Origin of the sequence: Mesorhizobium sp. M0217, from assembly GCF_040321955.1 — a bacterium.
Taxonomy (GTDB): domain Bacteria; phylum Pseudomonadota; class Alphaproteobacteria; order Rhizobiales; family Rhizobiaceae; genus Mesorhizobium.
Genome location: NZ_JAMYSN010000002.1, coordinates 425,888 through 452,262 on the forward strand (window position 1 = coordinate 425,888; position 26,375 = coordinate 452,262).

Below are 26,375 nucleotides of genomic sequence, written 5' to 3' on the forward strand. Positions count from 1 at the left end.
TTGCTTGGCTTTCCAAACAACGAACGCCCGAAGCGGCAGCGTAGGGCCTGTGCCGGCAGGACAGAGGGGGGTGCTCAAGCTCAAACCTCTGCTCATTCTGCTTTCTGCAAACCCTTGAACAAAAAAGTCCGGTCGGAGCGATAGTCGTAATCCGGATTTTCCCAGGCGATCATCTTGCCGGGATTGAGCAGGCCTTGCGGATCGGTCTCGCGCTTGAAGGCGAGCTGGATTTCATCCGTCTGCTTCATGCCGCCCTCTTCCAGCGTGTAGCGGTGCGGGTTGAAGATCGGGCAGCCATTCTCCTCATGCAGCCGGATGATTTCGTTGAGCCGCGCCTCGGTGGTGAATTTCACCAGCGGCAGGCCGAAGCAGGTGATGTTGCCGTCGAGGCGCACGAATTCGAGATGCGAAAAGACCTCGTTCGGAAACATCGCGTCCATCTTCTCCACCAGCGCCAGCTGGTTGGGAAACGGATAGAGCGATTGCAGATAGGTGATCGCGGGATCGACCCGCAGTGCCCTGAGCGTGGTGTGGTTCCACGCCAGCTCGAAGCCCGGCGGCAGGCCCTTCTTCTCTTCGTCCGTTGCCGTCGCGGCATTGAAGATGACCTCGCCGCCGGCGCGGCGGGTGAAGGCGAGGAATGCGTCTAGCCCATGCCGGGCAACCATGACGACGCAGATGCTTTGCCCGTCCCGGAAGAACTTCTGGTGTCGCTTGAAATAGAGCTGCGGCACCGGCGCGGCGATCGGCGTGATCAGCTTGGTCAGGATGCCGTCCTGGCGTGCCAGCGCGTTGCCGTAGCGGGCTGCCGGCATGAAAGCGTCGAAGCCGACGATCACGTCGATCCATTCATAGGCTGCAGTCAGCGGCATCTCGACCTCGGTGATGATGCCGTTGGTGCCATAGGCGTGCGTGACTTTGTGCAAATCCTCGCCGGTGAGTTCGAGCGCCTTCGGTTCGGTTTCCATGGTGACGACGCGCAGCCGCAGCACATTGCCGAAATCACGCAGACCGCCGAAATTGATCGAGCCGACGCCGCCCGAGCCGCCAGCGATGAAGCCGCCGATCGAGGCGGTGTTGTAGGTCGACGGCGACAGCCGCAGTTCCTGCCCGGAATGCGCGCGCGTCGCTCTGTCGATGTCGGCGAGGATCGCGCCCGGCCCGGTGACGACGCGGCCCGGCGCTATGGCCTTGATCTCGTTCATCTCGGCAAGGTTCAAAACCACGCCGCCCGATAGCGGCATCGCCTGACCGTAATTGCCGGTGCCGCTGCCGCGCGGCGTCACCGGAACGCCATGACGGTGGCAAGCGGCAAGCACGCGGATCAGTTCGGCCTCGTTCCTGGGCGTCACGATCAGGTCGCCGGTGACGTGGTCGAGCTGCTGCTTCAGCACCGGGCTGTACCAGTAGAAGTCGCGGCTCTTCTGCTGGATGATGGCCGGATTGTCGTCGAGCTTTATCCCGTCGAGATCGCGTTTGAGCGCCGAAACATCCATCATTCCACCATCAGTCCGTCGAGCTCGGCGTAATCGGGCAATTGTCTGTCGATCGCTCGTCCCGCGCGCACGACGATGCGATCCGATTCGGGCCGCGAGAGCAATTCCGTCCAGCTCCGCCCTTTGAAGACGATGAAATCGGCGCTGCCACCGGCTGCCAGTGTCCCGACACCGTCGAGCCGCATCACCTTGGCCGGCGTCGCCGCCACCGTCTGCGGCCAGTCGCCGACCGGATGGTCGAAATGCAGGATGCGCGTCGCCATGCGGTAGACCTCCAGCATGTCGAGATCGCCATAGGCATAGAACGGATCGCGGGTGTTGTCGGAGGCGACCGCGACCGGGATGCCCCTCGCCTTCATCTCGTGCAGCAGCGTCACGCCGCGCCAGCGAGGCGTGGTCTGGTCGGCGCGCCGGTCCTGCAGATAGAGATTGCACATCGGCAGCGACACCACGGCAAGCTTGGCCTTGGCGACCTTGTCCAGCGTGTCGAGCACGTCGAGATCCGGCTGGCGCGCCAGCGAGCAGCAATGTCCCACCAGCATGTTGCCCTCAAAACCGTTCCACAGTGCCGCCTCGGCGATCTTCTTCAGCGATATCGCCGCGATGTCGTCGGTCTCGTCGGCGTGGAAATCGAGATCGAGCCCGTGCCTGTTCGCCTCGGCGAACACCTTGTCGAGAAGCTCTTCGAGATCCGGCACCATATAGGTGACGACGCCGAGCACGCCCTTGGCCGCAGCCACGCGCTTGGCCAGCCTCTCGAACCACTTTCTGTCGCGCACGCCTTCGATGCCGAGCAGGCAGGCTGCCTGCAATTCGATGCGGCCGCGCCATTTCTCCCGCATCGCCTCGAACACCGGCCAGGAGATTTCCTCCTGTGGCGGCACGCTGTCGAGATGCGTGCGCAGCGCCTTGGTGCCGTGCGCGTAGGCCGAGCGCAGCGAGAAATCCATGCGCCGCGCCACGTCCTCGGCGCTCCAGCGCGCTGCACGGTCGGCGCCGGTGGCATTGAGCGCGCCCATGAAACTGCCGTCGGGATTGGGTTTGCGCGGCCAGATATGGCCCTTGTCGATGTGGGTGTGGCAGTCGACGAAGCACGGCAGCACGATGCGGCCGGCAAGGTCGATGGCGGTGGCTGGCGCTTTTGATTTCTTGTGCGCGGCGATGGCTGAGGTCTTGCCATCGGCGACCGTTATGTCGGCCAGGGCGAAGCCGTCGCTGTCGTAAGTGGCGGCAAGGCCTGATGTCAGCGACCGGTGAAGGCGGACGTTTGTGAGATGGTACGAGCCAGAGGTCGGTATCAAGGACCGCCCCCCTCTGCCCTGCCGGGCATCTCCCCCTCAAGGGGGGAGATTGGCAGCTTTTCCGACAGCACCCGTCTTCCAACGTCGATAATTGGCGAAATCCCGGATGACGTCCAATCTCCCCCCTTGAGGGGGAGATGGCCGGCAGGCCAGAGGGGGGTGTTTCGCGCCAGCATCTCAATCACGTCACCCAACCCCCTACCGCTCCTGCTTCAGCGCGCTCTCGTGCCAGCGGCGCAGGATGAGATGCGATATCAGCGACAGCACCAGGAAGATCAATATGCCGGTGAGCGAGATCAGGATCAGCGCCGCGAACAGCCTTGGCGCGTTGAGGCGGTAGCCGGCCTCGATGATGCGCGACGCCAGCCCCGACGACTGCCCCTGCGCGCCCGCGACGAACTCGGCCACCACGGCGCCGATCAGCGACAGGCCGCCGGCTATCTTCAAGCCTCCTAGAAAATACGGCATGGCCGCCGGCAGTCTGAGATAGCGCAATTGCTGCCAGCGCGTCGCGCCGTTGAGCTTGAACATGTCGCGCAGATTGCGGTCGACCGAATTGAGGCCGAGCGTGGTGTTGGACAGGATCGGGAAGAACGCGACGATCCAGGCGCAAAGCAAAAGCTTCACCGTCTGGTTGTCCACATAGATGTTGATGAGCGGGAAGACCGCCACGATCGGTGTTACCTGCAGCACGATGGCGAAGGGAAAGAACGACATCTCCACCCATTTCGATTGCGCAAACAGCACCGCCAGTCCGACGCCGCCGACGACCGCGAGCAGCAGGCTGAGAAAGGTTATGCGCAACGTGACCAGCAGCGCGGAGAACAGGAGCCCCGCATCGCTATAGAGCGTCCACAGCACCACGCCGGGGCGCGGCAGGATATATTGCGGGATCGCGTTCCACACGCAAATGCGGTCCCACAGCCAGATCGCCAGGATCATGATCGCCAAAGGCAAGACCCACCGGCCGATCCGCTCCAGCCGCTCCTGGCGTACGCGGCCCGCCTCTTCCGCGTCGAGCGTTGCGGCATTCTGGTCAATGGCCGTCATGGTGCGGTCCGGCTGATGTGTTGATGGCGTCGACCAGGATGTCCGAGGCCTGGCGGCAGAGCGCGGCATAGTCGGGCGAAGTGCGGAAAACCTCGTCTCGCGGATAGGAGGCGTCGATGGCAAGCTCGGCATGGACGCGGCCCGGCCGCGCCGCCATGACGACGACGCGGTTGGACAGGAACACGCTTTCGAAGACGCTGTGCGTGACGAAGACGACGGTGAAGCGCTCGTCCTGCCACAGCTCCAGAAGGTCGTTGTTGAGCTTGAAGCGGGTGATCTCGTCGAGTGCGGCGAACGGCTCGTCCATCAGCAGAATGCGCGGCTTCGTCACCATCGCGCGTGCGATCGAGACGCGCATCTTCATCCCGCCGGAAAGCTCGCGCGGCACGGCGTTCTCGAAGCCGGTCAGGTGCACCCGCTCCAGCATCTCCGTCACCGCCGGCGCCGCCTTGGCGCGCGACACGCCTTTCAGCCTGAGCGGCAGCCAGACATTGTCGAATACATTGGCCCAGGGCAGCAGCGTCGGTTCTTGGAAGACGAAGCCGATATTGGCGCGGTCGATCGAACCGCCCCAGTCGAGCTGACCGGATGTCGGCGTCGACAGGCCCGCGATCAGCCTCAACGCCGTTGACTTGCCGCAGCCGGACGGCCCGAGAAGGCTGACAAAATCGCCCTCGCGGATGGCGAGATCGACGTCGCTCAATGCAGTCACGCCATTGGAAAACACCTTGCCGACATGGCGCAGCGTCAGCAGCATCGGGCCTTCACCCGATGCCGTCATGGGCGCCTGCGCCATCTTTTCCAGCTTCACGACTACTTCTTCAGCTCGATCCCGACACCTTTGTTGATGAAGGCCAGCGTGTAGGCCTTCTTGATATCGATGCCCTCGGGCGTGACCTTGGCCTTGACCATCTTGTCATAGAAGCTCTTGATCCGGTCTTCGTTCATGGCGCCGATGCCGAGCTTTTCGGTGTCGCCGGAATCGGCCAGGCCGAACTTCTTCATCTGCTCGATCGAGAAGGCAATCTGCTCGTCGCTCATGTCGGGGTTGTCTTTCTTGATCATCTCGTTGGCGGCCTTGTTGTCGCCGTAGAGGTAGTTGTACCAGCCCTTGGCCGAGCCATCGACGAAGCACTGGACCACCTCCGGCCGCTTGTCGATCGTGTCCTGCATCACCTCGATCGTCGTCGAATAGGTGTCCCAGCCATAGTCGGCGAGCAGGAACTGGTTGGGCACGAAGCCGCCTTCCTTCTTGACCGCAAAAGGCTCCGAGGTGACGTAACCCTGCTGGATCGACTTCTTGTTGGCCAGGAATGGAGCGGTGTTGTAGGTGTAGGGCACGCGCTTGGCGGCATCGAAACCGAGTTCGATGACCATCCACTGGAAGAAGGTCTGGACGCCCTCGTCGCCGAGAATGTACTGGTCGGCGTTCTTCAAATCCTCCCACTTGTCCAGCCCCTGCCCCGGGTGGGACATGATGACTTGAGGGTCCTTCTGGAAATCGGCGGCGACGACGCGCATCGGGATGCCCTGCTGGACGGCGTCGAAGGCCGACAGCAGATTGCCGCCCATGTAGAAATCGAGCTTGCCGGCCAGCAGCAGCGGCCGCCCGCTGACCTGCGGACCTCCCTGCGAAATCGTCACGTCGAGGCCACATGCAGCGTAGGTGCCGTCGGCGACGGCCTGGTAGTAGCCGCCATGCTCGGGCTCGGCCAGCCAGTTGGTGCCGAAGGTGACCTTCTCGTTTGCTGCCGCGCCGAACGTGCCGGCTCCAAGCAGCGCGACCGCAAGCGCTGAAATCTTCTGTTTTCCGTACATCGACACCACCCTTTGTTGGCTCCGGAGCGTCACGCGCCGGGCTCGACACCATTGATCCAAGAAGCAAGACACATGCCACCGCCCGGGCCGCCTGCTTGCGCGGCAGTCACTGCCAACACCGGACGGGTCATGCTGTGCGGGAGGCATCGTGCCTATTTTTTGGACGCCTGTCCACAATCGCCCTTGTGCCATGCACCACATCTTGAACGTACTATCGGTCACGTCTTAGGCTGGTCTCGCAGACAGGAGATTGCCATGTTCAGATACCTCGCGCCGAAGTCGATCAAGCCGCCTTTCGCCCGCTATAGCCACGGCGTCGAGGTGCCGCCAGGCAAGCGGCTGGTTCTGTGCTCCGGTCAGGTCGCCATCACGGCGGACGACCAGATCCCCGAGGATGCCGGCGCGCAGGCCGAGCTCTGCTTTCAAAACATAGCGGCGATTCTGGCTGAAGCCGGGCTGGGGCTAGGCGACATCGTTCGCATAAACGCCTACGTCACCGACCGCGCCTTTCTGCGGCCCTATATGGACGTCCGCGACCGCTTGTTTGCCAGCCCCGCGCCCGCCTCGACGCTGATGATCGTGTCAGGCTTTGCGCGGCCGGAGTTCAAGGTCGAGGTCGAGGCGATTGCGGCTGGGTGATCGACAGGCGACGTTTGGCGCGCTAGGTCTCCCTCACAGTCAAGAGGCATGACATGACCGTTGCAAACAGACGCGTGTGGTGGGGCGACTACCGGACCACCGAATACGCCGCGATCGATCCGGAGGCGACGATTGCCGTGCTGCCGGTGGCGGCGATCGAGCAGCACGGCCCGCATCTGCCTGTATCAACCGATACCTCGATCATGAACGGCATGCTGGAGACGGTCATCGCCCGCCTGCCCGGCGATCTCGACATCCGCATCCTGCCGGTCCAAACGGTCGGCAAGTCGAACGAGCATCTGCAGGCGCCGGGCACGCTCACCCTGCCGGCGGCCACCCTGGTCGATGCCTGGACCGAGCTTGGCCTGTCCGTTGCCCGCGCAGGCGTAAGGAAACTGATCGTCGTCAACTCGCATGGCGGCAATGAAGAGATCATGGGCATCGTCACGCGCGAGCTGCGCGTGCGTGAGAGGATGCTGGCGGTGAAGACCAGCTGGCAGCGCTTCGGCCGCCCCGCCGGCATGTACACCGAGCTGGAAGACCGCCATGGCATCCATGGCGGCGACGTCGAGACCTCGTTGATGCTGCATTTTCGCCCGGAGTTAGTCGACATGGCCAAGGCCGACAATTTCGCCTCCAAGGTCGCCCGCGCCGAAACCGAATTTGCGCTGCTGCGCCACACCGGAACGCACGCTTTCGCCTGGATCGCTGGGGATCTCAACCCCAACGGCGTGGTCGGCGATGCCAGCATTGCCACGGCCGAGAAAGGCCGACTGACGGCGGAGCATCAGGCCCGCGGCTTCATCACCCTGTTGAAGGATGTGCGCAAGGCGAAGTTGGCCGAGTGGCTGGCGTAGCGGGCCGCCTTAGCCGTCGATCTTCAACACGAAAGGCGTACCCTCAAAAGCATCGGCGCCGCGTCCGATCGCCTCGATCGCTTCGATCATGCGGCCTTGTCGTGAGAGAAGAGCATCCGCGACGGCGATCAACCGTGGATTGGGTGTCGCCGAGGGCGAAAGCTTCCGCAATGTCTGCGCAAGTTCGACTTCGTCGCGCTTCGGGGCGAGCGCCGCCGCAATGATATAGGCCGAGGCGGTCGAGCGGCTGATGCCGGCATAGCAATGGACGACCATGGGTTTGGCGCGGTCCCATTTCCGGGCGAAATCGAGCAGATTGCGCACATGGCCTTCGCCGGGCATGGTCATGCCGTCCTGCGCCACCGCGATGTCGTGCATGACCAGATGCAGGTGGTTTTCCCTCGCGATTGAGGCCGGCCGCGTCACCTCGGTGCCGGCAGCGAGCAGCGACAGCACGCGCTCGGCGCCGCTTTTGGCCACCGTCTCCTCAAGCTTTGCCAGCGAACAGATATGGATCATGGCGCGATCTCCTTCGACCCATCGTCGCGCCGTGCGTGCCAGTCGGCAAGCGCCGATTCGAGCCGCTGCCATTCCTCCTGACTTCCAGGCAGCCCCGCGCGGAGCACCTGGGGACGCTCGGAAAAATGCCTGAGCAATATGCCGCGCTCACCGAGCGTCGAAAACAGCCCCGGTGCATCGGCAAGCCGGAGATAGCGAAACAGCGTCGTGCCGCCGGCGACAGCAACGCCAAAGCGCGAAAGCAGCGCATCGAGCCGCGCCGCATCCTGCGCCAGCCGCCGCCGCATGTCGGCCTGCCAGCCGCTGTCGGCAAGCGCGCGGATGCCGTATTCGAGCGCTGGGCCGGCGACCGCCCAAGGGCCGAATTGCGTTTCAAGCCTTTCGACCGTCACCGCATCGGAAAGTGCGAAGCCGAGCCGCAGGCCGGCGAGACCGAAGAACTTGCCAAACGAGCGCAGCACGACGATGCCGCCCCGCCCGACATCGCCGGCCAGGCTTTCCGCGTGCGGGCCGACATCCATGAAGGCTTCGTCGACGACCAGCAGACCGCCTATGGCGCGCAATGTCTCGGCAAGCCGAAGCAGCCTCTCCCGCGACACGACGCGCCCGTCGGGATTGTTGGGATTGACGACGATGGCAATTTCGGCTCCCGCAAGCGCCTCGAAATCGTCGACCTCCGCCACCGCATGGCCGGCAATCGCGGCGGCCCTGGCATGCTCGGCATAGGTCGGCCCGAGCACCAGCGCCTTGCCGGGGCTGACCAGCGAGGCGACGCGCGGCAGCAGGATCTGCGTGCCCGGGGCGACCGCCACATTCTCGGCCGAAGGCGCGCCATAGGCGCCGGCCGCGACCCTGGCCAGCTCACGCAGGCGCGCGGCCTCCGGCAATCGTGACAGGGCGGTGGCGGGCAGCTCGAAAAGCGGGTAGGAGTGCGGATTGATACCTGTCGAGAGATCGACGAAAGGTTGTGGCGCGTGAGGGAAGAGCGCCTTCGCCCGGCCAAGGGATCCACCGTGATCCACCACAGTAATCGCTCCATCAGAAAGCTTCATGTCGATCCTGATCGCTTTCCTGTCGCTGGCCATCGAACGCATCCTGGGTTACCCGGACTGGCTGTTCCGTGCCGTCGGCCATCCCGTCACCTGGTTCGGCAGGCTGATAGCCTTTCTCGACCACAGGCTCAACCGCGACACTGATTCCGACGCGCTGCGTCGCCGCCGCGGCGTGCAGGCGCTGCTGGTGATCGTGCTGGTGCCGGCGGCAATCGCCTTCATCGTGCAAATCCTGCTCTGGCAGCTCTTTCCTGCCGGCATGATCATCACGGCAATCCTGGCCTCGTCGCTGCTGTCGCAAAAGAGCCTTACCGAACATGTCGAGGCGGTGGCCGATTCGCTGGATACCGGCGGGCTGGCGCTCGGCCGCATTGCGGTTGCGCGCATCGTCGGTCGCGATCCAGAGAAGCTCGACCATGCCGGCGTCAGCCGCGCCGCCATCGAAAGCCTGGCCGAGAATTTCTCCGACGGCATCGTTGCGCCCGCCTTCTGGACAGGTGTCTGCGGTCTGGCCGGCGGCGTGGCCTACAAGGCCGCCAACACCGCCGATTCGATGATCGGCCACCGCACCCCGCACCACGAGGCCTTCGGCCGCGCGGCAGCACTCTTCGACGACTGGATCAACCTGCCGGCGTCCCGGCTGACCGCGTTGCTGATCGTTGCCGCCGCCTTTCTCGTTGACGGCGCCGATCCCCGCAACGCCTGGCAAGCAGTGCGGCGCGACGCCAAAAAGCACCGCTCGCCCAATGCCGGCTGGCCGGAAGCGGCAATGGCCGGCGCACTCGGCCTGGCGCTCGCCGGCCCGCGCAGCTATGGCGGCGTCATCATCGAGGACGCCTATATGGGCGAAGGCGGTAGGCGCGCGGCGGAAAGCCAGGACATCAGGCAGGCGCTGAAATTGTACCAGGTGGCGGACTATCTGCTGATTGGGCTGTTCGGGTTGCTGTCGGCGGTGCTTATCGCGGTGACGTTCTGAGAGCTTACCGTCGCCCTTCCTTTACCCTCCCCCTTGTGGGGAGGGTCGGCGCGAAGCGCCCGGGTGGGGGACTGCGACCTACGAGGACCCCCACCCCCATCCGCTTTGCGGATCGACCCTCCCCACAAGGGGGAGGGTACGAAACCCCTCAAAACTCGATCCCCTGCTGCGCTTTCACGCCGGCCGAAAAATGATGCTTCGTCACGCCCATCTCCGTCACCAGATCCGCCGCCTCGACCAGCGCCGGCTTGGCGTTGCGGCCGGTGACGACGACATGCAGACCTTCGCGCCGCGCTTTCAGCGCCGCCACCACTCTGTAGAGATCGAGATAGTCGTAACGCAGCGCGATGTTCAGTTCGTCCAGCACCACGAGGCTGATCGAGGGATCGGCGATCAGCTCCAGCGCCTTGGCCCAGGCGGCTTCGGCCGCCTTAATGTCGCGCTTCAGATCCTGCGTCTCCCAGGTGAAACCCTCGCCCATCGTGTGCCAGACGACGCGGTCGCCAAACGCCGCGAAGGCATCCTTCTCGCCGGTGTGCCATTTGCCCTTGATGAACTGGACGATTCCGACGCGCTTGCCATAGCCGAGCATGCGTAGCGCCAGCCCGAAGGCAGCCGTGGTCTTGCCCTTGCCGGGTCCGGTGTTGACGATCAGCAGCCCCTTCTCGACCGTCTTTTCCGCGACCTCGGCGTCCTGCACCGCCTTGCGCTTGGCCATCTTGGCGCGATGGCGCTCTTCATCTTTTGCGTCGATAACGGTCATCTCATTTCACCTTGAGCGGCAGCCCCGCCACCATCAGAAGCACCATATCAGCTACCACCGCGATCTGCTGGTTGAGCCTGCCGGCGGCATCGCGGAACCGGCGTGCCAGCGCATTGTCGGGCACAATGCCTTGTCCGACTTCGTTGGAGACCACGAACCACGGCCCGCGCGGCCGCGAAAGCACATCGGCCAGCCGCCGGCACTCCCCCTCTAGATCATGATCGGCCAGCATATGATTGGTCAGCCACAGCGTCAGGCAATCGACGAGCACCGGCTGGTTGTCGGGCAAGGCTTCGAGCGCTCCGACAAGATCGAGCGGCGCGTCGATGGTCGCCCAGCCTTCGCCGCGCCGCGAGCGATGCAGCGCGATGCGCTCGCGCATCTCATCGTCATAGGCTTCGGCGGTGGCGATATAGGCCCATGGCGGCGGCAACGCCGTCGCCAGGGTTTCGGCATGCGCGCGCCTGCCGGCGCGCCCACCGCCGATGATAAAGGTCAAACTGCGATCAGGCAAAGCTGTCGCGCAGGCTGGTCGCCGAGCCGGTGAAGCGTTCGCGCACCACGCCAATGACGGCGCCGAGCACCAACCAGAACACCAGATTGGTCACCGTCACCGCCACCACGAACTGGTGATGCAGGCCTTCGGGGATCGGCGTCTCGAAACTGTCGGGCTGCGGCGCGCCGACAATATGCGGGGCGACGATCAGAACGACGGCAAGGACGGTCAGCGGCGCCGAGGTGCGGAAGGCGATCAAGGCAAGGCCAATGGCAGTCGCCACAACCGTCGCCACCCACCAGATCTGGCGCTGCATGAGATCGGCCGCCGGCATTGCCGGCAGTTCCGGCGGCAGGCCGAGGCCCGGAGCCAGCGTGAATACGGCAAAGCCGGCCAGACCCCAGAACACCCCCTGGCGCCAGTTGCCGATGCCGCCGGCGAATTCGGAAACCGCCACCAGGACCAGCGCGAAACCGATACCGGTGACGATATTGGCCAGCACGCTGAAGGCGAATCGCTCGAAGCCGTCGGCCGGCGCCCAGCCTTCGTCCTCCGCTGGCGCGGCAGCTTCAGCCGGTGCGGGTGCTGCGCTGCTCACGGCATTTTCCGCCGGCGCGGCGGTGCTCATGGCATTGGTGTCCGCAGCGTTGGCGGCGGGCGCCGCGGCATGCTCATGCTCATGGCCGCCACCAGCCTTTTCGTAGACCTCGGCCTTGAGGATCAGCGGCACGGTGGCGTAGGCCTGCATGCAGGCGAGAGCGACACCCGCCACGAGCCCTGCGATCGCCGCGATGAACACGACGTTGCGAAACAGGTTCATGATGTCAGATCCTCGTCAGTGGCAGGGAAACGCCATCGAATGGCGATAGTCGTGCGCCGCATTGTGGACCGCATCGATATGCGAGAAACCGACAACGCCGACGACGAAAATGCCCAGAAACGCGCTAAGCACGAGCTGCATGAAGCGCGACTGCGAGGAGACGGAAGCGCCGAGGGAGACGGAAGCGGTATTCATATCTTGTCCTTTCGCCCTCCACCCGAGGGCATCGAAGTCAGTTCCCTGTCGCCGGCAGGTCTCCTGGCTCGCGGATCAGCGCCCTTCCCCACCTTCCCGAGGAAAAAATCCTCAGTGGCTTGGAGAGGACTACCGCACACAGTTGCGGGGGCAGCCACGGCATTGGGCAACAAGTCAGCCCTCACCGCATTCCCTCTTGGTCCCTAACGGAACCGACGACATGCATGACTATAGGCTGAAACGGCCGCATCCGGCAAACCAAATTCCGCCGGCCAACAGCGCGAATGCGCCATGCGGCGTTACGGGTTCAACGCGGTGATCCGCTCGGCAACCAGCCGCTGCAGCCGCCACAGATGGCGATCGTGAATGCCGCGCTCTTCAAGGTTTTTCACCGTGTTGTAGAGATAGTCGGCGCCCGACCCCCAGTGCCCGCAGGACGTTGCCAGCCTTTCGACGACCTTGCCCTCGTCGAGCGGCCCTGAATAGGTCAGGCCGTTGCGGTTGATGACGAAGGCCAATGCCCTGAGCGGTCCGGCCTCGCTTGCAAGCTTCAGCATGCGCGGCCGGTAGCTTGTCGGCTTCAGCGTGACTTCGCGCCGGAAAAGCCGGCCCAACTGCCCGCGCCGGTTACTTTCGGTCAGCCGGAAGGCGACGCCCTTGCATTGTCCGCCACGGTCCAGCGCCATCATCAGGCCGGGGCTGTCCTTGGTGCCGCGCCAGCGCGTCATGTTCATGCAAAAGGACCGATGCCAGCCGCGCGCCAGCGCAACGCGGTCCTCGACATAATCTATTTCCGGTTTCCAGATCAGCGATCCATAGCCGAACAGCCATAGCGGTTCGCTATCCGGGAGTTCGACCTGCAATTCATCCAGCAGCGCGTCATAGTCGGCGTCATCGAGATGCATCGCGTCCGGATCCGGCCCGGGGTCCCTGATCTCGCGCCAGCAGCGCGCGACCAGCTCCGGCGTAAGCGACATCTGTCGTGCGGCCAATTTCCGAATCCCCCCAATTTCCGAATGTCCCATGTCCACGACATGATTATGCGCCGCGCCTGCAACCGGCAATGCGGCACTCTGATTGACAAACTATCTGCCGGGGTGTCGGCTGACGCTTCATAGGAAGCCAGCCATGCATCCCAACCCGAGCGAGCGCGACCCCTATAACGGCCTGAGCCGGGCCGAACCGACGCTACCGTCATCGGCCTATTGGGATAGCGAGGCTTACCAGCGCGATCTCGACGCCATCTGGTACAAAAGCTGGCTGCTCGTCTGCCGCGAGGCCGATCTTGCCCAGCCTTTGGCATTCAGGACATTCCGCGTTGGCACACAGGAAATCGTCGTGCTCCGCGACGACACCGGCGAGTTGCGCGCCTTCCACAACACCTGCCGGCATCGCGGCTCGCAGCTTTGCCAGGAAAGCGAGGGCCGGCTGAAAGCGCGGCTCATCACTTGCCCCTACCATGCCTGGTCCTACTCGCTGCGCGGCGATCTCGTGCGCGTTCCCTCGAAATCGCTGCCAGATGGTTTCGACAAGGCAGATCATCCGCTCTACCGGGTGGCGCTGTCGGTATGGCGCGGCTTTGTCTTTGTGAACCTTCAGCAGGCTGCGGCCGGCTCCGCCGGGACCTCCTTCGATCCCGCATCCGGCGACCTCGCCAACTGGCCGCTGGAAACTCTGGTATCAGGCCATGTCCTGCGCAAGGTGATGAACTGCAACTGGAAGATCTTCTGGGAGAACTTCAACGAGTGCCTGCATTGCCCAGGCGTCCACAAGGACCTGTCTCGGCTGGTGCCGATATACGGCCGCGGCCTGATGAGCCGGCACGACGACCCCGACTGGGTCCGCCATGCCGACAATGACGCACCGGAGTTTTCGGGTGGCCTGCGCGCCGGCGCCGAGACCTGGTCGCGCGACGGACATGCCCATGGCCCGGTCTTCCCGGGCCTGACGCCGGCCGAGCGTGCGGCCGGACAGACCTATGCCACCAGCCTGCCCTCGATGTTCATCGTTGGCCATGTCGATTATGTCAGGACGGTGCGACTGATGCCGCTCGGTCCCGAACAGACCGAACTCACCGCCGAGTGGCTGTTCGCGCCCGAGGCGCTGGCTGAGACGGACATCGACAATGTCGTCGCCTTCGGCACCCAGGTGCTGGAGGAGGATGCCGCGATCTGCGAGATCAATCAGAAAGGCCTGCGCTCGATGCGCCACCAGGCCGGCGTGCTAATGCCGGAGGAGTACGATCTGCACCGCTTCCACAACTGGGTGCGCGAGCGGCATGCAGCGCTTGAGGCAACCGCCTGATCGGCGACTAAAGCGACTTCGGCAGATAGCGCCAGGAGATAAAGCCGCAAACCGCGGCCAGAATGCCCAGCGTCACGAACACCGAGCCGAGGCCGAAAAACGCCAGCACCACCGAATAGACCAGCGGCGGCGTCAGCTCGGAAAAGTCGAGATAGGTGCGGTAGACCGCGGCCATCTGCGCCCGCTCATAGGACCGCACCGAGCGCATGAAGGCGGTCGAGCCCAGTGCATCGAGCGCGATGGTGAAAAAGGCGCCGCAGAGCAGGAAAAAGCCCGTAAGCAGCGGCGCGGTAGTGCCGACCGCGCCCGCCGCAAGCAGCGTCGCCGACATCGCGAAATAGGCGAAGGTCATGGTGCGCCGGCCGCCGAAGCGTTTTCCCGCTTTGCCCCAGAAGATCGCCATGAACAACAGCGCATTGCCGGCCGAAACCAGCAGGCCGCCGGCAAGCTTGCCCTCGCCGGTAATCACCATGAACAGCGGCCCGTAGACGAAGAACGTCGTCCAGAAGCAGGAGCGGCCGAAGGCGATCAGCCAGGCCAGCCTGAGCCTGGGTTGTGCTACGAAGCGGCCGATATTGGCCAGCGGATTGGCCGGCCGTGTCTTGCCCGGCCGGATCGACCGGTTGTCGCCCAGCCTGTAGGTCCAGAACAGCGCCAGCAAGGCCAACGCAAACACCGCGACCGCGCCATGCGCGGCATAGATGCCGTACCGTGTGTAGAGGAAGATGCCGAGTGTCGGCCCGCCGGTCCAGGCCAGCATCGACCACGCCATGCGCAGCGATTCGGCCTGCATGAAATCGGTCTTGCGGATGTGGTCCATGATGTAGAGGTTGAGCGTGATCGACAGGGCGCTCGCCCCCATCACGCGGCACAGCATGCCTGCCAGTTGCCCGGCAAGCGTGTGGGTGACGAAGAACAGCGAGCCCATCGCCAGCAGGCAGGCGCCGGCGGTATAGACCCAGCGCCGGTCAAACCTGCGGATCAGCATCGGCATGAACAAGGTCACCGACAGGCCGAGCAGCGCCACGATGGTGTAGAGGATCGAGACGATCTGCTCGTTGTGCAGAATCTCATAAGCCTGGATCGGGATGACGCTCGACACCGTGGCACGGGCGAAGGATTCGACCGCATAGAGCGAGGCAAAGGTGCGCGCATCCGCCGGACGCAGGGCTGGCAGCCAGATCGGATGGCGCACATGGGTGGACATTTGATCCCCAAATCAGACTCGCAGCCCAAATCTGCGCTGGCGCTTCCTCCGCCGGTAACAGGAAACCGACCCCTTCCCGGCAAAAAGCGAATTCGGCCAAAGGCTTTCCGGCTCTGGCCTAAAGCGCCGCCCGATGCAGCCGCACGGCGCGACCCGGAGCGTAGAGGGCGGCCTTCTTTTGTCCGGTGCAACCGTGATAGTCGTCTTTGGGGCTGAATCAGATCGCGAGACCATGAGCATCCATACCGCACCCCCTGGAGATCAACTGAAGCGAGATCAACCGAAGCGTATCGTCGCCATCGATGTCGTACGCGGTATCGCGCTGATCGCCATGGCGAGCTACCACTTCACCTGGGATCTCGAAAATTTCCACTACACCGACCCCGGCCTCACCGCCGTCGGCTGGTGGAAGATCTATGCGCGCTGCATCGCCTCGACCTTCCTGTTCCTGGTCGGCGTCAGCCTGTTTCTCGCTCATGGCAGGCAGATCCGCTGGACCGGCTTCTGGAAACGTTTTGCCATGGTCGCCGTCGCGGCCGCCGCCATATCGGCGGTCACGTACTTCATCACGCCGGACAGCTTCATCTTCTTCGGCATCCTGCATCAGATCGCGCTGGCGAGCCTGCTCGGCCTTTTGTTCTTGCGGCTGCCGTCCTTGCTGACGCTTGTCGTGGCGGCGGTGGTGATCGCCGGGCCGATCTATTTCCGATCCGAAGCCTTCGATCATCCGGCGCTGTGGTGGGTCGGCCTGTCGGCGATCAACCCGCGCTCCAACGATTACGTGCCGCTGTTTCCCTGGTTCGGCGCCGTGCTTCTCGGCATCGCCGCGGCAAAGTTTGCGTCCACCACCGGCCTGCTGGCGCGGCTGGCCACGCTGGCATCGGGAAGCTGGACCAGGCCGCTCACCTTCATCGGCCGCCACAGCCTGGCTTTCTACCTGATCCACCAGCCGCTGCTGTTCGGGTGCGTCTGGCTGTTCTCGCAGATCGCGCCGGCGCCGGTCGAGACACGGGGAGTGGTCTTCCTCAAGGAATGCCAGGTATCCTGCGAACAGCAGCGCGACACGGAGTTCTGCACCAGCTATTGTGTGTGCATGCTGGACACGCTGCAAAGCGAAGCGGCATTCGACCGGCTTTACAATGGTGACCAGACCCCGGAGTTCAAAGCGCATCTCGGTGAACTCGCCGGCATCTGCACCGCCAGGACGGAGGAGAGTCCGATGACGCAGGGAGGGCAACAATGACTGACAAGCTGGCAAAACCCCGGCTGGCAAAACCCGATCTACCGAGACCACGGCTGATCCCGTGGCCGCCGGTGATCTACATCGCCGCCATCGCCATCAGCATCGTGCTCGGCCTGTTCTATCCGCTGCCCTGGATCGGCGACCTCTTGGGCGACCTTTTGGTTGCCGCCGGCTTTGTGGTGCTGTTTGCCGTTGCAGCCCTCTGGTTCACCGCTATCCGCACCATGATCCGGGCCAAAACGACGATGAACCCCAATGGCGTGCCGGAGCATCTGGTGACGTCTGGCCCGTTCGGCGTCACGCGCAACCCGATGTATCTGGCCAACACGCTGCTTTTGATCGGCGTTGCCTTCGTCTCGGGGATCGTATGGTTCCTGCCGCTGGCTTTGATCGCGGCATTTGCAACGCAGAAGGTCGCCATCGAGAGCGAGGAGAAGGTGCTGTTCGCCAAATTCGGCAAGAAGTACCGCGACTATGCGAAGCGGGTCAGGCGCTGGATTTGAGGCGGGTGTGATCGCTGGCAGGGTTCGCATGCCTTGGCGACTAGCCGAAACGCCCATCTCTTCGTCATCCACGGGCGAAGCAAGAAGCGTAGCGGCGCAGCGCAGACCCGAGGATCCATGCCGCGACGTACAGCAGTTGCCACGGTCCAGAATTCGCTACCGCTGCACTCCACGACCGATGTCACGGAATGGATTCTAGGGTCTCCGCGACGGAGCTTCGCTCCTGCTTCGCCCTAGAATGACGAAGTGTGGAAGGGCTCCGGCTAATCACGAACGTTTGCGACGGGCGCGCAAACGCTCGACGATCCGCTCAGGTATTAACCCCCAGCTCCACCAGCCGCTCGACGCAAGACTCCTCCGCCTGGTCGAGCTCCGCCAGCGTCTCCTCGAGATCGCGGCGCTTCTGGCGCAAATCCTCGCGCTTCTCCTCGATGCGCTTGATCATCAGGTTGAGTTGACCGACCTCGCCGGGCGGTTCCTTGTACATCTGGATGATTTCGCGGATCTCGTTGATCGAGAAGCCGAGCCTTTTCCCGCGCATGATCTGGCGGATCAGATGCCGGTCAGATGGGCGAAACAGCCTTGTGCGGCCCCGCCGCACCGGTTGCACCAGCCCCTCGTCCTCATAGAAGCGCAGCGTCCGCGTCGACACGTCGAATTCGCGGGTCAGTTCGGTGATCGAATAATATTCCCGCATCTTTGCTCCAAATGTCGGAACATCGGAAAACGCCCGGTCGCCCGGGGATTTCCAACGCGTTCCGATCAACCCCGTTCCAAGCCGGACTCGGCATGAAACCCCTCGCAAGCCTCGCACCACATTTACGTAAAAGTCAATTGAACCCGCAACGCCTCTTTCTCAAGGGATAGCGAACCACCAGGTGGCCAGCCCTAGAAAGGCAAAGAAGCCAACGACGTCGGTGACGGTGGTGACGAAAACCGCCGACGCCACCGCCGGATCGATCTTGAACCGGTCGAGCAATAGCGGGATCAGGATACCGGCAAGGGCTGCCACGAACATGTTGATGATCATCGCCGCCGCTATGATGCCGCCCAGATTGGGATCGCGGAACCAGACGGACGCGACGATGCCGATCAGCACGGCGAAGATGATGCCGTTGATGGAACCCACGCCCATTTCGCGGCGGATGATGCGGCCGGCATTGTAGATGTCGAGGTCCCTGGTCGCCAGCGCGCGCACGGTGACGGTCATGGTCTGCGAACCGGCATTGCCGCCCATGCCGGCCACGATCGGCATCAGCACGGCCAGTGCCACGATGTGCTCGATGGTGCGGTCGAACAGGCCGATCACCGACGCCGCCAGGAACGCCGTCAACAGGTTGACCAGCAGCCAGGGAACGCGCGAGCGCGAGGTCGAAAGAATGCTGTCGGACAACTCTTCGTCGCCGACGCCGCCCATGCGCAGCAGATCTTCCTCGGCCTCCTGCTGGATGACGTCGACGACGTCGTCGATGGTCAGCACGCCGACCAGCCGCTCGTTCTCGTCGACGACGGCGGCGGACAGAAGATCGTATTGCTCGAAGTCCCGCGCCGCCTCTTCCTGGTCCATGGTGGCCGGAATGGCGTGCCTCGTCTCGTGCATCACGTCTCCGACCTTGGTCGTGCGCTTGGTGCGCAGGATCTGGTCGAGGTCGATGGCGCCGAGCAACTTGAAGCTTGGATCGATGACGAAGATCTGGCTGAAGCGCTCGGGCAGGTTCTTGTCTTCGCGCATGTAGTCGATGGTCTGACCTATGGTCCAGAACGGCGGCACGGCGACAAACTCGGTCTGCATGCGGCGACCGGCCGTCTCTTCCGGGTAGTCGAGCGAGCGGCGCAGCCTGATCCGCTCGGTGAACGGCAGCTGCGACAGGATCTCGTCCTGGTCTTCCTTTTCAAGGTCTTCGAGAATGTAGACCGCGTCGTCGGAATCGAGGTCCTGCATGCCCTGGGCAATTTGCTCATTGGGCATATTGTCGACGATATCGCGGCGGATCGCCTCGTCGACCTCGGTCAGCGACGAGAAGTCGAAATCGGCGCCGAGCAGTTCGACAAGGGCGCGACGCTGTTCGGGGTGCAGGGCCTCCAGCAGATCGCCAAGTTCCGACTGGTGCAGGTCGTCGACTTCGCGCTTCAGCGTCAGCGTATCGCGATCGGCGATCGCCGCCCCGATCTGGGCCAGGAATGATGACAGGACGGCGCCGTCCTCGCCATAGATGTCGGCGTGGGCATCCTCAGCGGCTTTGGCGCCGGTCTTCTGGTCGTCCTGGCGTTCCACCAGCGGCTCCCGCCATGGGAATTTCGGAAAAGGTGCCTGTCAGGTCTAGCGCGCAACGCACGGGAATATCAAACGAAATGCGCCCCGCCCTGCATATGGGGAGAGAGCGATTTCATCAGGATATGACGCCGCCCAGGATTCAGGCGGCGCGACAGCACATGTCGCTGGGGAAAGAGCACCCCAGCACGGTTGGGGCAGAATTGTCATGATGCAGGTCCAGGCAAAGGCCGGACCCGCCCAGGCGACAACCAGAACAGCCGGAAGCCCTTGAAGATCAGGTCGCAGACGCAGAAGGCAATCGAGGAACGGCGCGTGCGCGTGGTCGTGGCCGAACGCAATCCGCTCGTCATATCGGCGCTGCGCGACATGCTGGACTGCGACGGGCGCTTCGATCTCAGGGCCTGCGTGCAAAGCGGCAGGCATTTTCTGGAATTGGCAGCCGAAGCGGAATTCGACGTCGCCGTTATCGGCTGGAAGCTCTCCGACATGGACGGCGCCGATGTGCTGGCCGAGGTTCACAGCCGCAAGCTCGGCGTGCGCATCGCGGTGTTTTCCAACGACCACGACATCGGCATCCTGAAGCAGTGCGTGCGGCTCGGCGCCCAGGGCTACTGCTTCCAGTTCGACGATCCGGCGATCATCTTCGAGACCATCCTGGCCGTCGCGCATGGCCGCATCTGCATCCCCTACATCGACATCAACAAGGTCAACGACACACCCTTGTCGCTGCTCACAGTGCGCGAGCGCGAGCTGCTGGCGGTGCTGTCCGACGGCTGGACCAATCTGCAGATCGCGACGCGCACCGGGATTTCGGAGAACACGGTGAAATACCACCTCAAGAACCTCTACGACAAGCTCGACGTCCGCAACCGGGCGATGGCCGTCGCGCTCTATGCGCGCGAGCGGCGTACCCAAAAGCAGCCGTTCGGGTAGGCAAGCGATGAGCCGCGGGTAGGATGGCCGGGTAGGCAAGCCCCACCCGCGCGCGGCAAGATGTTACCCCTTGAGGTGTTGTCGCCTTTAGCCGTCGAAACGAAACTCCCCATCACCGCTTTGCTGGATCAGGAGGAGTTCGCGACATGGCCGGTTTCACCCATCTTTTCATTCCCGGACCGACCAACATTCCCGAACAGGTCCGCCAGGCAATGAACCTGCCGATGGAGGACATGCGTGCAGCATCCTTCCCCGATCTCACGCTACCGCTGTTCGAAGACATCAAGACGGTGTTCAAGAACGAGACCGGCCGCGTCTTCATCTATCCCTCCTCCGGCACCGGCGCCTGGGAAGCGGCGATGGCCAATGTGCTCAGCCCCGGTGACCGCGTGCTGATGTCGCGCTTCGGCCAGTTCTCGCATCTGTGGGTCGACATGGCCGAACGGCTCGGCTTCGAGGTCGATGTCATCGACTGCGAATGGGGAACCGGCGTGCCGCTCGAGCTCTATGCCGAGCGGCTCAGGGCCGACAAGGCGCACCGCATCAAGGCAGTCTTCTGCACCCAGAACGAGACCGCGACCGGCGTGACCAGCGACGTCGCCGGTTGCCGCGCCGCGCTCGACGACGCCAATCACCCTGCCCTTCTCTTTGTCGACGGCGTGTCGTCGATCGGCTCGATCGACTTCCGCCAGGAGGAATGGGGCGTCGACTGCGCGGTCAGCGGCTCGCAGAAGGGTTTCATGCTGCCCGCCGGCCTCGGTTTCCTCTCCGTCAGCAAGAAGGCGCTGGTGGCGTCGCGGAGCGCGACCCACCGCCGCTGCTTCTTCTCCTTCGAAGACATGATCCGCGCCAACGACGCCGGCTATTTCCCTTATACGCCGGCTACTCAGCTGCTGCGCGGCCTGCGCGCCTCGCTCGACCTGATCGCCGAGGAAGGGCTGGAAAACATCTTCGCCCGTCACCATCGCCTCGCCGAAGGCGTGCGCAAGGCGGTCGACGCCTGGGGCCTGAAGCTCTGCGCCAAGGCGCCGAAATGGCACTCCGACACCGTCAGCGCCATCCTGGTGCCGGACGGCGTCGACAGCGGCGATGTGGTCAAGCGCGCCTACCAGAAATACCAGACCTCGCTCGGCGGCGGCCTCAACAAGGTGATCGGCAAGGTCTTCCGCATCGGCCATCTCGGCTGGCTGAACGAGGTGATGGTGCTGGCCTCGCTCTCGGCCGCCGAAATGGCGCTGCTCGACTGCGGCGTACGGCTGGCGCCGGGCTCGGGCGTCGGCGCCGCCATCCAGCACTTCCGCGCCTCGGCCGCCGTGCCGGTCGCCGAAGCCGCCTGAGGAGCCGACAATGAGCCACACCATCAACCACCTGAAGAAACTCCGCCTGCAGCGGAGCGAGCTGGCGGTTCCCGGCTCCAGCCCGGAAATGATCGACAAGGCGGCGAACAGCGCCGCCGACTTCATCTTCCTCGACATCGAGGACGCCGTTGCCCCACCCGACAAGGAGCGCGCCCGCAAGAACATCATCCAGGCGCTCAACGACATCGACTGGCGCGCCAAGGGCAAGACCGTCTCGGTGCGCATCAACGGCCTCGACACCCATTACATGTATCGCGACGTGGTCGACGTCATGGAACAGGCCGGTGACCGGCTGGACACCATTTTGCTGCCGAAGGTCGGCGTGCCGGCTGACCTCTACATGGTCGAGGCCATGGTCAACCAGATCGAGATGGCAAAGGGTTTCAGGACCCGCGTCGGCCTCGAAGCGCTGATCGAGACCGCGCTCGGCATGGCCAATGTCGAGGCGATTGCCGCGACACCCGGCCGGCTGGAAGCCATGCATTTCGGCGTCGCCGACTATGCGGCAAGCTGCAAGGCGCGCACGGTCAAAATCGGCGGCCTCAACCCCGACTATCCCGGCGATCAGTGGCATTTCGCTCTGTCGCGGATGACCGTCGCCTGCCGCGCCTATGGCTTGCGCGCCATTGACGGACCGTTCGGCGACTTCTCCGATCCGGAGGGCTACGTCGCCGGGGCCAGGCGCGCGGCGGCCCTCGGTATCGAAGGCAAATGGGCAATCCATCCCTCGCAGATCGCGCTCGCCAACGGCGTATTCTCTCCACCGGAAAAAGAGGTGACCCGTGCCAGGCGAATCCTCGAAGTGCTGAAGGAGGCGGAGGCGCAGGGCAAGGGAGCGGCCGCACTCGACGGCAAGATGATCGACGCAGCGTCGGAACGCATGGCGCGCAATGTTCTGGTGGTCAACGAGGCAATCGAACGGGCCAGCCAATTCTCTAGCGAGCCGCGCGTCGCCACGCATTGACCGTTCAGGGAGGACAAAATGGACATCCACGAATATCAGGCCAAGGAACTGCTGGCACGCCACGGCGTGCATGTGCCGCGCGGCGGGCTGGCCTACAGCCCCGAGCAGGCGACCTACAGGGCCCGCGAGATCGGCGGCGCCAAATGGGTGCTGAAGGCGCAGGTGCATTCCGGCGCCCGCGGCAAGGCCGGCGGCATCAAGCTGTGCGCCAATGACGAGGAGATTTCCAGCGCGGCCGAGGGCATGCTCGGCCGCAAGCTGGTGACACAGCAGACCGGCCCGCGCGGCAAGCTGATTTCGCGCCTCTATCTCGAGGAAGCCGTCGACATAGCGCAGGAGCTCTATGTCGGCTTCGTCCTCGACCGCAAGGAAGAGCGCGTCATGATCGTGGCTTCGGCTGCCGGCGGCATGGAGATCGAGGACATCGTCGAAAAGGCGCCGAACTCCATCCTGCGCACATCGGTCGATCCTGGCGTCGGCATGCAACGGTTTCAGGCACGCGAGATCGCCTTCGGGCTCGGCCTCGACCACAATCTGATCGGCAAGGCGACCGAAACCATTTTCGCCTGCTACCGGGTGTTCCGCGACTACGACGCCTCGATGCTGGAGATCAATCCGCTGGTGGTGACCCGCGACGGCAATTTGATCGCGCTCGACGCCAAGATGTCGTTCGACGAGAACGCGTTGTTCCGACGGCCGGAAATCTCCGAGCTGCGCGACAAAAGCCAGGAAGATCCGCGCGAAACCTTCGCCAGCGATCGCGGCCTCTCCTATGTCGGCCTCGACGGCAACATCGGCTGCATCATCAACGGCGCCGGTCTCGCCATGGCGACCATGGACATGATCAAGATCGCCGGCGGCGAACCGGCCAACTTCCTCGACATCGGTGGCGGCGCCTCGCCCGAGCGGGTGGCGAAATCCTTCCGCGCCGTGCTCGGCGACAAGAATGTCGAGACCATCCTGGTCAACATCTTTGCCGGCATCAACCGCTGCGACTGGGTCGCCGAAGGCGTCATCAAGGCGATCCGCGAAGTCGGCGTCAACGTGCCGCTGGTGGTCCGTCTCTCCGGCACCAGGGCCGAGGAAGGACGCCGCATCCTGGCCGATTCCGGCGAGGCGGTAATCGTTGCCGGCACGCTTGCAGAAGCCGCCGAAAAAGCCGTCGCCGCATGGCGCGCGGCCACCAAGAAAAAAGCAGCCTAGAGCCGGATGATTTCAGGTCGAATCGACCTGAAATCTGAATCCGTCTCTAAAATCAAACAAATGGAGCATGATGTCGTCCGAAAACCGCTTCACACTTTTCGGCATCATGCTCTAGGGAGGTCGAGAAAATGGCAATCCTGCTCAACCGCAGCACCCGCGTCATCGTCCAGGGGTTCACCGGCAAGATCGGCAGCTTCCATGCCGAAGACATGAAGCGCTACGGCACCAAGCTGGTCGGCGGCGTCACGCCCGGCAAGGGCGGCCAGAAGCATCTCGGCCTGCCCGTCTTCAACACGGTCAAGGGCGCGGTGCGCGAGACCCGCGCCGAGGCCAGCATCGTCTTCGTGCCGCCGCCCTTTGCCGCCGATTCGATCATGGAAGCGGCGGACGCCGGCATTAAACTCTGCGTCTGCATCACCGACGGCATCCCGTCGCAGGACATGATGCAGGTCAAGCGCTACATGCTGCGCTACCGCTACGAGGACCGCATGCGGCTGATCGGCCCGAACTGCGCCGGCGTCATCACACCCGGACAGGCGCTGATGGGCATCATGCCCGGCAGCATCTACCTGCCTGGCCGCGTCGGCATTGTCGGCCGCTCGGGAACCCTGGGCTACGAGGCGGCGTCGCAGATGAAGTCGCTCGGCATCGGCGTCTCGACCAGCGTCGGCATCGGCGGCGACCCGATCAACGGCTCGTCCTTCAAGGACATGCTGAAACTGTTCGAACAGGATGACGACACCGACGCCGTGGTGATGATCGGCGAGATCGGCGGGCCGCAGGAAGCCGAAGCGGCCATCTGGGCGCGCGACAATATGAGAAAGCCGCTGATCGCCTACATCGCCGGCCTCTCCGCCCCCAAAGGCCGCCGCATGGGCCACGCCGGCGCCATCATCTCGGCCTTCGGCGAGTCGGCGCAGGAAAAGGTGGAAATCTTGAAAGAAGCCGGCGTGATCATCGTGCCGACGCCGTCCTCGTTCGGCGAGGTGGTGGCGGACACGCTGGCGGGGATGAAGAAGGCGGCTTGAACAGCGGCCTCCGGTTCGCCTGCGCCTCAGGCGGCCCGAAGCTCAGGCAGCCCAACCTTAGGCGGCCTTGTCGGTCACGGGCTTCGCGACCTTGGTGCGGGTGGCGCTGCGGCGGCCGTCGACGCTGACCGGAATGTCGCCGTCGACCGTGGCGCGACGCACCACCCGGTGCTGGTCGCCGTAATCGTTGACGGCGTAGTGCTGCGTCGCGCGGTTATCCCAGATCGCCACATCGCCGGCCTTCCAGCGCCAGCGCACGGTGTTCTCCGGCGCCGTGACATAGGACTGGAACACCTCGTAGAGCTTCGCCGAATCGGTTTTGGAAAGACCGATCAGCCGTTGCACGAAATTGCCGAGCAGCAGCGAGCGCTCGCCTGTTTCGGGATGGACGCGGACAACGGGATGCTCGGTCTCGTAGATCGTCGAGGTGAAGATTTCCTCGAAGTGCTTCTTTTCCGCAGCACTCGCACGCGGCCGCACCGCGGCGTAATCGTAGGCGTTGCTGTGCACCGCCCAGAGACTGTCGGCCAGCAGCTTCAACGGCTCGGGCAGGTCCTGGTAGGCGGCCGCGGTGTTCGACCAGATGGTGTCGCCGCCGGCCGGCGGTATGACGACGCCGCGAAGAACGGAGAATTTCGGATAGGCGTCGACGAAGGTGACATCGGTATGCCATTGGTCGGCGCGACCGCCGCCACGGCTGGAATCGAGTTCGAGAATGGACGCCGTTCCCTTGACGGGACCTTGGGTCGGATGCGGGACGAGGTCGCCGAGACGCTGGGCAAAGCGCTCCTGCCCGGCATCGTCGAGATGCGCCTGGTCGCGGAAGAACACCACCTTGTGCCGCAACAGGATCTGGTTGATCGCCGCGACCGTCTGCTGTGGCAGGTCGCCGGAGAGCCGAATGTTCCTGATCTCTGCGCCGACGCGTCCGGTAAGCGGGACAATATCGGAAACCGGGATGATCTGCTCTACGGGGGTAAGTCTGGTCATGGGAACCTCTTCCTCTAAAGCCGCGGGCTGGTGGCAATGCTCCGCCGTCTGCCGGCCGCATAGCGATCGGCGGAGCAACTCCCTCATCGGGAGCCGACTTGCTTGGCAACGAGAGCACTGATCTCAACTCAGGAGGCGAAGGCCGCCAAGGCTTGCGAGCAGTACCGAGATCCCATTCAAAGCGTAATTCTACAAATTCCATAGACATTTCTTTTCAAAGTTCGGCGGCCCTGAGAAAAATGCCTTCTGTCCAATTCGTTCGTGAGCGGCAGGCGGTGGAGCGCTGCGCGACGCGGCCCGCACCAGTAGTGACGCTGTCGTATCCCCTTCGATATTGGAGATAGCGGGTGAATTGCATGCCTGATATTGATGGCTTCCACGCATC

The 26,375-nt window shown here is 63.8% G+C and carries 27 protein-coding genes and 1 riboswitch; of the genes, 11 read left to right on the forward strand and 16 right to left on the reverse strand.

Going from position 1 to position 26,375, the window contains the following annotated elements; all coding sequences use genetic code 11:
• Window positions 1-92: 92 nt before the first annotated feature.
• The 5 genes from NKJ18_RS06585 to NKJ18_RS06605 form a co-directional block, all read right to left on the reverse strand.
• Window positions 93-1,496, reverse strand: a complete 1,404-nt coding sequence (locus NKJ18_RS06585) for an FAD-binding oxidoreductase (protein WP_352758021.1) — start codon at window positions 1,494-1,496, stop codon at window positions 93-95.
• Complete coding sequence (locus tag NKJ18_RS06590; protein ID WP_352757992.1) at window positions 1,496-2,797, reverse strand: cytosine deaminase; 1,302 nt, start codon at window positions 2,795-2,797, stop codon at window positions 1,496-1,498. Before NKJ18_RS06590 ends, NKJ18_RS06585 begins: the two co-directional genes overlap by 1 nt.
• A 198-nt stretch (window positions 2,798-2,995) precedes the next feature.
• Window positions 2,996-3,847 (reverse strand): ABC transporter permease, encoded by an 852-nt coding sequence (locus tag NKJ18_RS06595; RefSeq protein ID WP_023753453.1) that lies wholly within the window; start codon window positions 3,845-3,847, stop codon window positions 2,996-2,998.
• On the reverse strand, window positions 3,834-4,658 hold the full coding sequence (locus NKJ18_RS06600; RefSeq protein ID WP_352757993.1) for an ABC transporter ATP-binding protein: 825 nt from the start codon (window positions 4,656-4,658) through the stop codon (window positions 3,834-3,836). The genes NKJ18_RS06595 and NKJ18_RS06600 overlap by 14 nt, the downstream gene beginning before the upstream one ends.
• Window positions 4,659-4,660: 2 nt before the next feature.
• On the reverse strand, window positions 4,661-5,665 hold the full coding sequence (locus tag NKJ18_RS06605) for an ABC transporter substrate-binding protein (protein WP_023670774.1): 1,005 nt from the start codon (window positions 5,663-5,665) through the stop codon (window positions 4,661-4,663).
• 255 nt (window positions 5,666-5,920) lie between these two features.
• Between NKJ18_RS06605 and NKJ18_RS06610 the strand changes: the two genes are divergently transcribed.
• Window positions 5,921-6,304, forward strand: coding sequence for a RidA family protein (locus NKJ18_RS06610; protein WP_023670775.1), 384 nt, complete (start codon window positions 5,921-5,923; stop codon window positions 6,302-6,304).
• 53 nt (window positions 6,305-6,357) lie between these two features.
• Entirely contained in the window at window positions 6,358-7,161 is an 804-nt protein-coding gene (locus tag NKJ18_RS06615; protein ID WP_352757994.1) for a creatininase family protein, read from the forward strand.
• A 9-nt stretch (window positions 7,162-7,170) separates the two neighbouring features.
• Here NKJ18_RS06615 and NKJ18_RS06620 read toward each other — a convergent pair whose 3' ends face one another.
• Together NKJ18_RS06620 and cobD are read right to left on the reverse strand one after the other, a co-directional pair.
• Entirely contained in the window at window positions 7,171-7,680 is a 510-nt protein-coding gene (locus NKJ18_RS06620; protein WP_023690280.1) for a tyrosine phosphatase family protein, read from the reverse strand.
• On the reverse strand, window positions 7,677-8,732 hold the full coding sequence (cobD, locus tag NKJ18_RS06625; protein ID WP_023805480.1) for a threonine-phosphate decarboxylase CobD: 1,056 nt from the start codon (window positions 8,730-8,732) through the stop codon (window positions 7,677-7,679). The genes NKJ18_RS06620 and cobD overlap by 4 nt, the downstream gene beginning before the upstream one ends.
• Between cobD and cbiB the strand changes: the two genes are divergently transcribed.
• Window positions 8,731-9,708, forward strand: a complete 978-nt coding sequence (gene cbiB, locus NKJ18_RS06630; RefSeq protein WP_023805481.1) for an adenosylcobinamide-phosphate synthase CbiB — start codon at window positions 8,731-8,733, stop codon at window positions 9,706-9,708. The two genes, cobD and cbiB, sit on opposite strands and share 2 nt — an antisense overlap.
• Before the next feature lie 148 nt (window positions 9,709-9,856).
• On the opposite strand, the gene cobO is transcribed toward cbiB, so the two are convergent.
• The 5 genes from cobO to NKJ18_RS06655 form a co-directional block, all read right to left on the reverse strand.
• Window positions 9,857-10,471 carry a cob(I)yrinic acid a,c-diamide adenosyltransferase gene (gene cobO, locus NKJ18_RS06635; protein ID WP_352498745.1) on the reverse strand — a complete coding sequence of 205 codons (615 nt, stop codon included), beginning with the start codon at window positions 10,469-10,471 and terminating at the stop codon, window positions 9,857-9,859.
• Between the two features lies 1 nt (window position 10,472).
• On the reverse strand, window positions 10,473-10,985 hold the full coding sequence (cobU, locus tag NKJ18_RS06640; RefSeq protein WP_352757995.1) for a bifunctional adenosylcobinamide kinase/adenosylcobinamide-phosphate guanylyltransferase: 513 nt from the start codon (window positions 10,983-10,985) through the stop codon (window positions 10,473-10,475).
• Window positions 10,978-11,787, reverse strand: coding sequence for a CbtA family protein (locus NKJ18_RS06645; protein WP_023690285.1), 810 nt, complete (start codon window positions 11,785-11,787; stop codon window positions 10,978-10,980). Before NKJ18_RS06645 ends, cobU begins: the two co-directional genes overlap by 8 nt.
• Before the next feature lie 15 nt (window positions 11,788-11,802).
• Complete coding sequence (locus NKJ18_RS06650) at window positions 11,803-11,982, reverse strand: CbtB domain-containing protein (protein WP_023670784.1); 180 nt, start codon at window positions 11,980-11,982, stop codon at window positions 11,803-11,805.
• A gap of 36 nt (window positions 11,983-12,018) precedes the next feature.
• A riboswitch (cobalamin riboswitch) is annotated at window positions 12,019-12,214 on the reverse strand.
• Between the two features lie 67 nt (window positions 12,215-12,281).
• Window positions 12,282-12,974, reverse strand: coding sequence for a gamma-glutamylcyclotransferase (locus NKJ18_RS06655; RefSeq protein ID WP_031203234.1), 693 nt, complete (start codon window positions 12,972-12,974; stop codon window positions 12,282-12,284).
• Window positions 12,975-13,110: 136 nt separating this feature from the next.
• Here NKJ18_RS06655 and NKJ18_RS06660 point away from each other — a divergent pair, with 136 nt between their 5' ends.
• Window positions 13,111-14,286, forward strand: coding sequence for an aromatic ring-hydroxylating oxygenase subunit alpha (locus NKJ18_RS06660; protein WP_023733794.1), 1,176 nt, complete (start codon window positions 13,111-13,113; stop codon window positions 14,284-14,286).
• Window positions 14,287-14,293: 7 nt separating this feature from the next.
• On the opposite strand, the gene NKJ18_RS06665 is transcribed toward NKJ18_RS06660, so the two are convergent.
• Entirely contained in the window at window positions 14,294-15,493 is a 1,200-nt protein-coding gene (locus tag NKJ18_RS06665; protein WP_023733795.1) for an MFS transporter, read from the reverse strand.
• A 232-nt stretch (window positions 15,494-15,725) separates the two neighbouring features.
• On the opposite strand from NKJ18_RS06665, the gene NKJ18_RS06670 reads away from it, so the two are divergent.
• Window positions 15,726-16,736: an acetyltransferase domain-containing protein gene (locus tag NKJ18_RS06670; RefSeq protein WP_352757996.1), complete on the forward strand. Its 1,011-nt coding sequence runs from the start codon at window positions 15,726-15,728 to the stop codon at window positions 16,734-16,736.
• Window positions 16,733-17,239 carry a methyltransferase family protein gene (locus NKJ18_RS06675; RefSeq protein WP_352757997.1) on the forward strand — a complete coding sequence of 169 codons (507 nt, stop codon included), beginning with the start codon at window positions 16,733-16,735 and terminating at the stop codon, window positions 17,237-17,239. Before NKJ18_RS06670 ends, NKJ18_RS06675 begins: the two co-directional genes overlap by 4 nt.
• A gap of 310 nt (window positions 17,240-17,549) precedes the next feature.
• On the opposite strand, the gene NKJ18_RS06680 is transcribed toward NKJ18_RS06675, so the two are convergent.
• Both NKJ18_RS06680 and mgtE read right to left on the reverse strand, forming a co-directional pair.
• A complete protein-coding gene (locus NKJ18_RS06680; protein WP_023685221.1) occupies window positions 17,550-17,936 on the reverse strand; it encodes a MerR family transcriptional regulator in 387 nt (128 codons plus the stop codon).
• Window positions 17,937-18,095: 159 nt separating this feature from the next.
• On the reverse strand, window positions 18,096-19,514 hold the full coding sequence (gene mgtE / locus NKJ18_RS06685) for a magnesium transporter (protein WP_352757998.1): 1,419 nt from the start codon (window positions 19,512-19,514) through the stop codon (window positions 18,096-18,098).
• A gap of 267 nt (window positions 19,515-19,781) precedes the next feature.
• Between mgtE and NKJ18_RS06690 the strand changes: the two genes are divergently transcribed.
• From NKJ18_RS06690 to sucD, 5 genes are all read left to right on the forward strand, one after another.
• Window positions 19,782-20,447, forward strand: coding sequence for a response regulator transcription factor (locus tag NKJ18_RS06690; protein WP_023698324.1), 666 nt, complete (start codon window positions 19,782-19,784; stop codon window positions 20,445-20,447).
• Window positions 20,448-20,593: 146 nt separating this feature from the next.
• Complete coding sequence (locus tag NKJ18_RS06695) at window positions 20,594-21,784, forward strand: aminotransferase class V-fold PLP-dependent enzyme (RefSeq protein ID WP_352757999.1); 1,191 nt, start codon at window positions 20,594-20,596, stop codon at window positions 21,782-21,784.
• 10 nt (window positions 21,785-21,794) lie between these two features.
• Complete coding sequence (locus NKJ18_RS06700) at window positions 21,795-22,769, forward strand: HpcH/HpaI aldolase/citrate lyase family protein (RefSeq protein WP_352758000.1); 975 nt, start codon at window positions 21,795-21,797, stop codon at window positions 22,767-22,769.
• Between the two features lie 18 nt (window positions 22,770-22,787).
• A complete protein-coding gene (locus tag NKJ18_RS06705; RefSeq protein ID WP_352758001.1) occupies window positions 22,788-23,972 on the forward strand; it encodes a malate--CoA ligase subunit beta in 1,185 nt (394 codons plus the stop codon).
• Between the two features lie 128 nt (window positions 23,973-24,100).
• Window positions 24,101-25,000, forward strand: coding sequence for a succinate--CoA ligase subunit alpha (gene sucD, locus NKJ18_RS06710; protein ID WP_352758002.1), 900 nt, complete (start codon window positions 24,101-24,103; stop codon window positions 24,998-25,000).
• 57 nt (window positions 25,001-25,057) lie between these two features.
• Here sucD and NKJ18_RS06715 read toward each other — a convergent pair whose 3' ends face one another.
• On the reverse strand, window positions 25,058-25,990 hold the full coding sequence (locus NKJ18_RS06715) for a TauD/TfdA dioxygenase family protein (RefSeq protein ID WP_352758003.1): 933 nt from the start codon (window positions 25,988-25,990) through the stop codon (window positions 25,058-25,060).
• Window positions 25,991-26,375: the final 385 nt, after the last annotated feature.

What these genes read in the sequence shown, in the direction of transcription:
- NKJ18_RS06585 (WP_352758021.1), bottom strand. Translation starts at nt 1,496, where the DNA reads ATGGATGTTTCGGCGCTCAAACGCGATCTCGACGGGATAAAGCTCGAC.
- NKJ18_RS06595 (WP_023753453.1), bottom strand. Translation starts at nt 3,847, where the DNA reads ATGACGGCCATTGACCAGAATGCCGCAACGCTCGACGCGGAAGAGGCG.
- NKJ18_RS06605 (WP_023670774.1), bottom strand. Translation starts at nt 5,665, where the DNA reads ATGTACGGAAAACAGAAGATTTCAGCGCTTGCGGTCGCGCTGCTTGGA.
- NKJ18_RS06610 (WP_023670775.1), top strand. Translation starts at nt 5,921, where the DNA reads ATGTTCAGATACCTCGCGCCGAAGTCGATCAAGCCGCCTTTCGCCCGC.
- NKJ18_RS06615 (WP_352757994.1), top strand. Translation starts at nt 6,358, where the DNA reads ATGACCGTTGCAAACAGACGCGTGTGGTGGGGCGACTACCGGACCACC.
- NKJ18_RS06620 (WP_023690280.1), bottom strand. Translation starts at nt 7,680, where the DNA reads ATGATCCATATCTGTTCGCTGGCAAAGCTTGAGGAGACGGTGGCCAAA.
- cbiB (WP_023805481.1), top strand. Translation starts at nt 8,731, where the DNA reads ATGTCGATCCTGATCGCTTTCCTGTCGCTGGCCATCGAACGCATCCTG.
- cobD (WP_023805480.1), bottom strand. Translation starts at nt 8,732, where the DNA reads ATGAAGCTTTCTGATGGAGCGATTACTGTGGTGGATCACGGTGGATCC.
- cobO (WP_352498745.1), bottom strand. Translation starts at nt 10,471, where the DNA reads ATGACCGTTATCGACGCAAAAGATGAAGAGCGCCATCGCGCCAAGATG.
- NKJ18_RS06645 (WP_023690285.1), bottom strand. Translation starts at nt 11,787, where the DNA reads ATGAACCTGTTTCGCAACGTCGTGTTCATCGCGGCGATCGCAGGGCTC.
- NKJ18_RS06650 (WP_023670784.1), bottom strand. Translation starts at nt 11,982, where the DNA reads ATGAATACCGCTTCCGTCTCCCTCGGCGCTTCCGTCTCCTCGCAGTCG.
- NKJ18_RS06660 (WP_023733794.1), top strand. Translation starts at nt 13,111, where the DNA reads ATGCATCCCAACCCGAGCGAGCGCGACCCCTATAACGGCCTGAGCCGG.
- NKJ18_RS06665 (WP_023733795.1), bottom strand. Translation starts at nt 15,493, where the DNA reads ATGTCCACCCATGTGCGCCATCCGATCTGGCTGCCAGCCCTGCGTCCG.
- NKJ18_RS06670 (WP_352757996.1), top strand. Translation starts at nt 15,726, where the DNA reads ATGAGCATCCATACCGCACCCCCTGGAGATCAACTGAAGCGAGATCAA.
- NKJ18_RS06675 (WP_352757997.1), top strand. Translation starts at nt 16,733, where the DNA reads ATGACTGACAAGCTGGCAAAACCCCGGCTGGCAAAACCCGATCTACCG.
- NKJ18_RS06680 (WP_023685221.1), bottom strand. Translation starts at nt 17,936, where the DNA reads ATGCGGGAATATTATTCGATCACCGAACTGACCCGCGAATTCGACGTG.
- NKJ18_RS06695 (WP_352757999.1), top strand. Translation starts at nt 20,594, where the DNA reads ATGGCCGGTTTCACCCATCTTTTCATTCCCGGACCGACCAACATTCCC.
- NKJ18_RS06700 (WP_352758000.1), top strand. Translation starts at nt 21,795, where the DNA reads ATGAGCCACACCATCAACCACCTGAAGAAACTCCGCCTGCAGCGGAGC.
- NKJ18_RS06705 (WP_352758001.1), top strand. Translation starts at nt 22,788, where the DNA reads ATGGACATCCACGAATATCAGGCCAAGGAACTGCTGGCACGCCACGGC.
- sucD (WP_352758002.1), top strand. Translation starts at nt 24,101, where the DNA reads ATGGCAATCCTGCTCAACCGCAGCACCCGCGTCATCGTCCAGGGGTTC.
- NKJ18_RS06715 (WP_352758003.1), bottom strand. Translation starts at nt 25,990, where the DNA reads ATGACCAGACTTACCCCCGTAGAGCAGATCATCCCGGTTTCCGATATT.